Annotated in this window: 7 protein-coding genes; 5 read left to right on the top strand and 2 right to left on the bottom strand. The window is 38.3% G+C overall.

The window, feature by feature from the left end:
• Nucleotides 1-180 precede the first annotated feature (180 nt).
• The 5 genes from NJ959_RS24185 (at nt 181) to NJ959_RS24165 (ending at nt 5,268) form a co-directional block, all read left to right on the top strand.
• Nucleotides 181-675, top strand: a complete 495-nt coding sequence (locus tag NJ959_RS24185; RefSeq protein ID WP_254014308.1) for a cupin domain-containing protein — start codon at nt 181-183, stop codon at nt 673-675.
• Nucleotides 676-791: 116 nt separating this feature from the next.
• A complete protein-coding gene (locus NJ959_RS24180; RefSeq protein ID WP_254014307.1) occupies nt 792-1,910 on the top strand; it encodes a DegT/DnrJ/EryC1/StrS family aminotransferase in 1,119 nt (372 codons plus the stop codon).
• A 353-nt stretch (nt 1,911-2,263) separates the two neighbouring features.
• On the top strand, nt 2,264-3,058 hold the full coding sequence (locus tag NJ959_RS24175; protein ID WP_254014306.1) for an FkbM family methyltransferase: 795 nt from the start codon (nt 2,264-2,266) through the stop codon (nt 3,056-3,058).
• Nucleotides 3,059-3,116: 58 nt separating this feature from the next.
• Nucleotides 3,117-3,884, top strand: coding sequence for a class I SAM-dependent DNA methyltransferase (locus NJ959_RS24170; protein WP_254014305.1), 768 nt, complete (start codon nt 3,117-3,119; stop codon nt 3,882-3,884).
• A 130-nt stretch (nt 3,885-4,014) separates the two neighbouring features.
• Complete coding sequence (locus tag NJ959_RS24165) at nt 4,015-5,268, top strand: glycosyltransferase family protein (protein ID WP_254014304.1); 1,254 nt, start codon at nt 4,015-4,017, stop codon at nt 5,266-5,268.
• 43 nt (nt 5,269-5,311) lie between these two features.
• On the opposite strand, the gene NJ959_RS24160 is transcribed toward NJ959_RS24165, so the two are convergent.
• Both NJ959_RS24160 and NJ959_RS24155 read right to left on the bottom strand, forming a co-directional pair.
• Nucleotides 5,312-5,656: a DUF1815 family protein gene (locus NJ959_RS24160; RefSeq protein WP_254014303.1), complete on the bottom strand. Its 345-nt coding sequence runs from the start codon at nt 5,654-5,656 to the stop codon at nt 5,312-5,314.
• 380 nt (nt 5,657-6,036) lie between these two features.
• Nucleotides 6,037-6,249, bottom strand: coding sequence for a DUF2839 domain-containing protein (locus NJ959_RS24155; protein WP_254014302.1), 213 nt, complete (start codon nt 6,247-6,249; stop codon nt 6,037-6,039).
• Nucleotides 6,250-6,502: the final 253 nt, after the last annotated feature.

Raw genomic sequence — 6,502 nt, 5'->3', positions numbered from 1 at the left:
CCCCATGCCCCATTCTTAAACTTTTGTAAAATCTTGCCAAACCGAAATTCTGAGGTTAGTCTAGAGAAGATTGCCTATTTAAGAATTAGTCTGACAGAATTTCAGTAATTAAGGGTGTACTGAAGTCGCTAACTAGTTTAATAGAAAAGCCAATATTCTATTGCAGGTTGTACAAATACCATGATTATAACTGAATTGGATAAGATATTACCGATCTCTGAAGCTGCAGAAACTAATAGAGATCCAGTTGAAGAAATTACCCATGGAGATTGTCTTTTAGCAATTATTATTCCAGCTAACTTCAGCCAGCCAGGGATCAAATTTTTTACCCCTAATAGCCTATCCCAACAGCTAGCATATATGAATCATCCGGCTGGCAAAGTAATCCAGCCTCATGTTCACAATCCCGTATCTCGTGAAGTTTTCTACACTCAAGAGGTTTTATTTATCAGGAAGGGTAAACTACGAGTAGATTTTTATACTCAAGATCAGCAATATATAGACAGTAGACTTTTACAAGTAGGTGATGTGATTCTCTTGATTGCAGGGGGACATGGGTTTGAGGCAATTGAAGATCTAGAAATGATCGAAGTGAAACAAGGTCCTTATGTGGGAGAACAAGATAAAACTCGTTTTTCAGGTATCTCCGCTGCTCAAGTTAATCTAGTAACGTAAGAAAGGGGTGTGGGGAGTGGGGAGTGGGGAATGGATAGAAAGTCACCCCTTCAGAACGAAGAACAAATAGCAAATAACAAATAACTAATAACCAATTAGCAAAATAAAGGTCAAACATGATCGAACCAATTCCAGTAAATGAACCCTTACTCAATGGCAAAGAAAAACAATATCTCAACGAGTGTATTGATGATGGTTGGATTTCCTCTGAAGGACCATTTGTCAAGCGATTTGAAGTAGAATTTGCAGCTCGTGTTGGACGACAACACGGAATAGCCGTATGTAATGGTTCAGTGGCTATCGATGCAGCAATAGTTGCTTTAGGAATTGGGGCAGGAGATGAAGTAATTTTACCAACTTTTACGATTATTTCCTGTGCGGCTGCAATTGTGAGAGCAGGTGCAATTCCTGTCGTGGTAGATTGCGATTCTCTAACCTGGAATATGGATGTGGGGCAAATTGAAGCCAAAATAACCCCGAAAACTAAAGCTATTATGGTTGTCCATATTTACGGGTTACCTGTGGATATGGAAGCAGTGCTAGAATTAGCGCAAAAATACGGGTTGTATATTATAGAAGATGCAGCCGAAATGCACGGTCAAACCTACAAAGGTCAACCTTGTGGTAGTTTTGGTGATATTAGTACTTTCAGCTTTTATCCCAACAAACATATTACCACTGGTGAAGGCGGGATGATCGTCACCAATGACGATACCTTGGCCGAAAAATGTCGTGGGCTACGAAATTTATGCTTCCAACCCAAACAACGTTTCATCCATGAAGAATTGGGATGGAATTTCCGGATGACAAACCTCCAAGCCGCTTTGGGTGTAGCACAATTGGAAAGGTTAGATGAATTTGTGATACGGAAGCGTCGGATGGGAGAGAAATATACAGAATTATTAGCAAATATTCCCGGATTGCAATTCCCACTCATTCATACAGAATATGCAGATAATATTTACTGGGTGTATGGGTTAGTATTGAATGATGATGTACCCTTTGATGCGTCAGAAGCGATGAAGCGTTTGGCTGAGTATAAAATCGGCACACGACCATTTTTCTGGCCAATGCACGAGCAACCTGTTTTTCATAAAATGGGATTGCTGCAAGGTGAGTCTCATCCAGTTTCTGAACGGATGGCGCGGCGGGGATTTTATATTCCGAGTGGGATGGCGTTGAGGGATGAGCAAATGGAAAGGGTTGCTGATATACTTCTAGAAGTAATGAAGTGAGTGGTATAATCGTTATTGTGGATAATCAATATTGAACAATTTAATTTTCAGACAAGTCAAGATAGGAACTTTTGTCGAAGGTTGGGGGGGACAGAAACATAGATAAATACCAGATTATGAGTCGATGGAAACTATTGTTACCTTGTGCTTAAGGTAAATTATTTTGTCAAAGGAGATATCTAGTGATTAAACTCAAACTGATTTCCTACTTGTATAAAGAAGTTAAGGTAAATCCTGCTCCCAAGAATAGATTATTAAAGTTGTATAGGGAATTATGCCACTCCTTATACAGGCAAATCCGGAAGTTTTCCGATCCTCTTATTATGATGGAGGTGGGAGATAAACATCTCTATATGAACACCTCTCACAATCTGCCTCAAATCAAAGCTCATAATCCTTATTATGATACAGCTTTGCCAAGAATATGTAAATTTGTGAAAGAAAAACAAGGTCATCTAACTTTAATAGATGTTGGCGCAAATATCGGGGACACAGTATCTTTAATTACGGATCTGGTAACGGGATCTTTTTTGTGTATTGAACCAGATAAAAAATACTTTGAATTATTGGTAAGAAATACAGAGAATATTCAGAATGTAACTGTTGAAAATGTACTTGTTTCTGAGGAAGAAGAGTCATCAAATATTTCTTTAGTACAAGTACGCGGAACTGCATACATATCGGCAAGTGAGAATGGTGACATCAGTACTGATTGGGAGACAACAACAATAGATAAATTAGCAGAAAAACATCAGGATTTTTTAAAAACTAATATTGTAAAAATTGATACTGATGGATATGACTACAAGGTGATTAGAGGAGCAAAAAAATTGATGAGCGAGAGCAATCCTGTACTATTTTTTGAGCTTTCACCAAATCACTTAACATCTGTAGGAGAAGAGCCTATTTCTATATTTGATTACTTATTTAAAATGGGATATTCACAAGCAATGTTTTATGACTGTTTGGGCTATCCATTAGCAATATTAGAGACAAATAAATGGGAAACATTGTCTCAGGTTCTTCATTATGCTAGCATCAAAAAACACTTTTACTATGATGTCCTATTGTTTCATGACTTACATAAAAAGGATCTCCAAGAATTCTATGAAGAAGAAAAGAAATTGTTCCCCAAAATTAAGTGGTAGTTAACTAGATTTATTTAGCTTTGATAACGATTGTCCTTAAAAACAAGGGTAACCCAAAATGACAGTTTTCGCAAATTACGCTAACTACTACGATCTCCTATACCGCGATAAAGACTACAAAGCTGAAGCCAACTTTATCGACGAATTGATTCAAAATCACGATCCCGATACCAAATCTATTCTCGAACTTGGTTGTGGCACAGCAATACATGCCGCAATTTTAGCTGAATTAGGCTACGAAGTATATGGGGTAGATTTGAGTGCGGAAATGCTGGAGAAAGCCAAACAACGTGTATCTACACTAAACCCAAAAGTAGCTGCCAAACTCAAATTTTCTCAAGGGGATATCCGTAATGTTCGAGTCGATCAAAAATTCGATACAGTAATATCTCTATTTCATGTATTTAGTTACCAGACAACGAATCAAGATTTGCAAGCAGCATTTGCCACCGCTAAAGCTCATCTTAACCCAGGTGGATTGTTAATATTTGATACTTGGTATGGTCCTGCTGTTTTGAGTCAACGCCCAGCAGTGCGCGTCAAACGTTTGGAGGATGAAAAAATACAGGTGACTCGGATTGCAGATCCTGTAATGTATCCTAATGAGAATCTAGTTGATGTCAATTACCAAGTCTTTATTCGAGATAAAGCAAGTGGCTCAGTTGACGAAGTGCAGGAAACTCATAAAATGCGCTATTTGTTTAAGCAAGAAATTGATTTAATTGCACAAGAAATGGGGTTGGAATGCAAAGCGTCAGGCGAATGGTTGACGAATAAGGAAGCAGGTTTTGATACTTGGGGGGTTTATTTTGTTTTTCGCGGATGAGTAATGGCGGATTTAACGGGTTTAGCTAGGAGTATTTCTGGTTTCTGAAAAAGTTAAACCCGCCCCGACTTTACTCCTAAATTACTACAGTTAATTATCATTTTGCTGTCTTTATCGTTGGAAATAAATCATGAATAAAGCTTCCTCGATCTTCTTCTATGAAGGTTATGTGGGTATTGCTCCGACAATTATTAATCTGTCAAAGGTTTTGGATAAAGAGAATTACTTGACAACGATTTATGGCACAGAAAATACTTATGCTGAACCAGGTGAATTAGGACAAAATGTTCAGATTGTTTATTTTAAGAAAGGAACTCGATTATTTGATATTTTGAAAAAGAAGGGATTTAAGGATATTGTCCCTTTATTAGAATTTGGATTTTACATTATCCCGCTAATTCGTCATGTTTTCCGAAATAAAAATAGAAAAGCTAATCAAAGAATTAATATTGGTGTAGATATTTATGGTTCCATTACCGCTTTATTTTTTTGGTTCTTATTTAGGCAAAAGTTTTTATTCCTTTCCTTAGAATTACACGAACCTGCTCGATTTAAAGGTATTTCATCAATTCTCGGATCGCTGGTTAAACTTGCTTGCCAAAAATCAGAAGCTATTCTCATTCAAGATGAAGATAGATTCAAAACATTTTGCCAATATTATGAATATCAACACCCTAAAGTCTTCTATTTACCTAATTCCACACTAGCGGCTGAAGATTCTGGCTCTGACTTAGCCGGAAATAACTATTTTCGAGAAAAGTTTAATCTCAGTCAGGATGAATTTCCCTACTTGCTCGTGCAAGCTGGGATGATCGCTGATGCTGTATTTGCTAAAACTTTGGCTAAAACATTCCTTTCGATAGATAATGGTTGTGGACTGATCTTTCACGATCGCCAGCCCAGACAAGAAGATCCTTATATTCAGTCACTCAGACAAATTAATTCCCGTAATTTATTTCTATCTTTAGAGCCACTACCCTACGATCAAATTGATCGAATATATACTTCGCCAAGTATTGGATTAGCCTTCTATGCTGACTTAGGTAATAATTTCACTCAAATCTCTATGGCTTCTGGTAAATTACCTCAGTATTTAAAGCATGGTAAGCCAATTTTAGTGAATAACTTGCCTTCCCTGGCTAAATTAGTCAAACAATATCAAATTGGGGGAGTTATTAACGATCCTGCTGATGCCAATGAAATGAAGTCAGTTATCGAGGATATTATAAATAATTACGATCGATATAGTCGTAATGCCAAAGCTTGTTTTGCCGCCGAATTTGATTTCGGTAAAAAGATGGAACCGATTTTAGCATTTATGGAACTTTGTTCAGAAAACACGATTACGAGGAGAATCCGCGCTGTAAAGGAGACAGGCGGATAAAGGTATTGAAGGTGGATTTTATCGATCTGATCTTCAAGTGAGGTTAGGCAAAATTACCAACTGGGGCACAAGCTTCAGATGGCATAATCTGGTACTTCACCAGATTCCCTAAATCTTGCAGTTGGCTGATAGCCTCGGCACCTTCCAACTTCATCAATTCTCGATCGTCTCGCATCTCTGTCCAAGTGATTCCATAATCTGATACCAAAAAGCGAATCAGATGATTTTCCCCTAAACTAACCATAAACGAGGCGCTATTCATCTGACCACCACAGGTGTAGCAAGATGCTAGATAGCCTTTGTTTTCCAATACAATTGCCAAGGCTTGGAGATTCATTACCAAATCTCGCACAAATTGACGATGTTGCTCTGCTAGTCTTATAAACACGTTTATCCTCCAAACACCACTCATAATGGATATTAATTACACCTTTAGACTTTCTTAAGACTTTAACGTTCACCTCTTCCGCTTGTTGGGGATAATTTGAGATAGTCTTGAACATGTAGATGGTTTTAAATACGGAGACTGCCTGGTCTTTTCCGCAAGGATTTACAACCATTCAGATCCATCAACGCAGTATAGATCTTACCGTGACAGAGTGGAAAGCTATGTTCAATACAAACGGATCTGCTCAATACCGTATATTTGTAATTTCAATTTACCCTGACAACTAAATAAAAATAACTAATGTATCCTCAGTCCGAATCGACTTGAGGAAACCGTTTTGATGGCACCTGAGTAGTTGAGGATTTAGCTCATCGAGGAGGCTAATTAATTTGCCACCAACCAAAAGCTGGCCCAATCAACCGCACCGTCAGCCACCAGGCAACCAGAAAACCGATCCCAATCCAGGCTCCCTTAGTCGTCAATTTGATAACTTGCTCGCTCTGACTTTTCGTAATTGGTAGCCAAGGAAAAAGATTCTCTTCTTGACCATACTTATCTCCTAGAGCCGCTTTACGGCGTTTAGATTCACCCATAATGACAAAATCCTCCGGGAACTTTGGTAGTTTACCGATCTGCACTAGAAAAAACAATACTACACCTTGGGGTACAGGGTAGAAAGACTTGCCATCTCTAAAGAATTCATATCGCCGAGCGCTGGGGGTGTCTGGACCATATCCAGCGCTCGGGTTGGTACTATCTGATCTGGATAATTGAACCAAATGAATTCAATCATAGCGCTGCTAGATAAACTTAGTGGCGAATTGTTTACGAATTGAAAACATGGGG

Origin of the sequence: Limnofasciculus baicalensis BBK-W-15, assembly GCF_024178385.1 — a bacterium.
Lineage (GTDB): Bacteria > Cyanobacteriota > Cyanobacteriia > Cyanobacteriales > Coleofasciculaceae > Limnofasciculus > Limnofasciculus baicalensis.
Note: the sequence above shows the minus strand (reverse complement) of the source record. Positions and strands in the feature narration are given on the sequence as shown.

Bases quoted from the DNA above. Each gene is read 5' to 3' on its own strand.
- NJ959_RS24185 (WP_254014308.1), top strand. From the start codon at position 181: ATGATTATAACTGAATTGGATAAGATATTACCGATCTCTGAAGCTGCA.
- NJ959_RS24180 (WP_254014307.1), top strand. From the start codon at position 792: ATGATCGAACCAATTCCAGTAAATGAACCCTTACTCAATGGCAAAGAA.
- NJ959_RS24175 (WP_254014306.1), top strand. From the start codon at position 2,264: ATGAACACCTCTCACAATCTGCCTCAAATCAAAGCTCATAATCCTTAT.
- NJ959_RS24170 (WP_254014305.1), top strand. From the start codon at position 3,117: ATGACAGTTTTCGCAAATTACGCTAACTACTACGATCTCCTATACCGC.
- NJ959_RS24165 (WP_254014304.1), top strand. From the start codon at position 4,015: ATGAATAAAGCTTCCTCGATCTTCTTCTATGAAGGTTATGTGGGTATT.
- NJ959_RS24155 (WP_254014302.1), bottom strand. From the start codon at position 6,249: ATGGGTGAATCTAAACGCCGTAAAGCGGCTCTAGGAGATAAGTATGGT.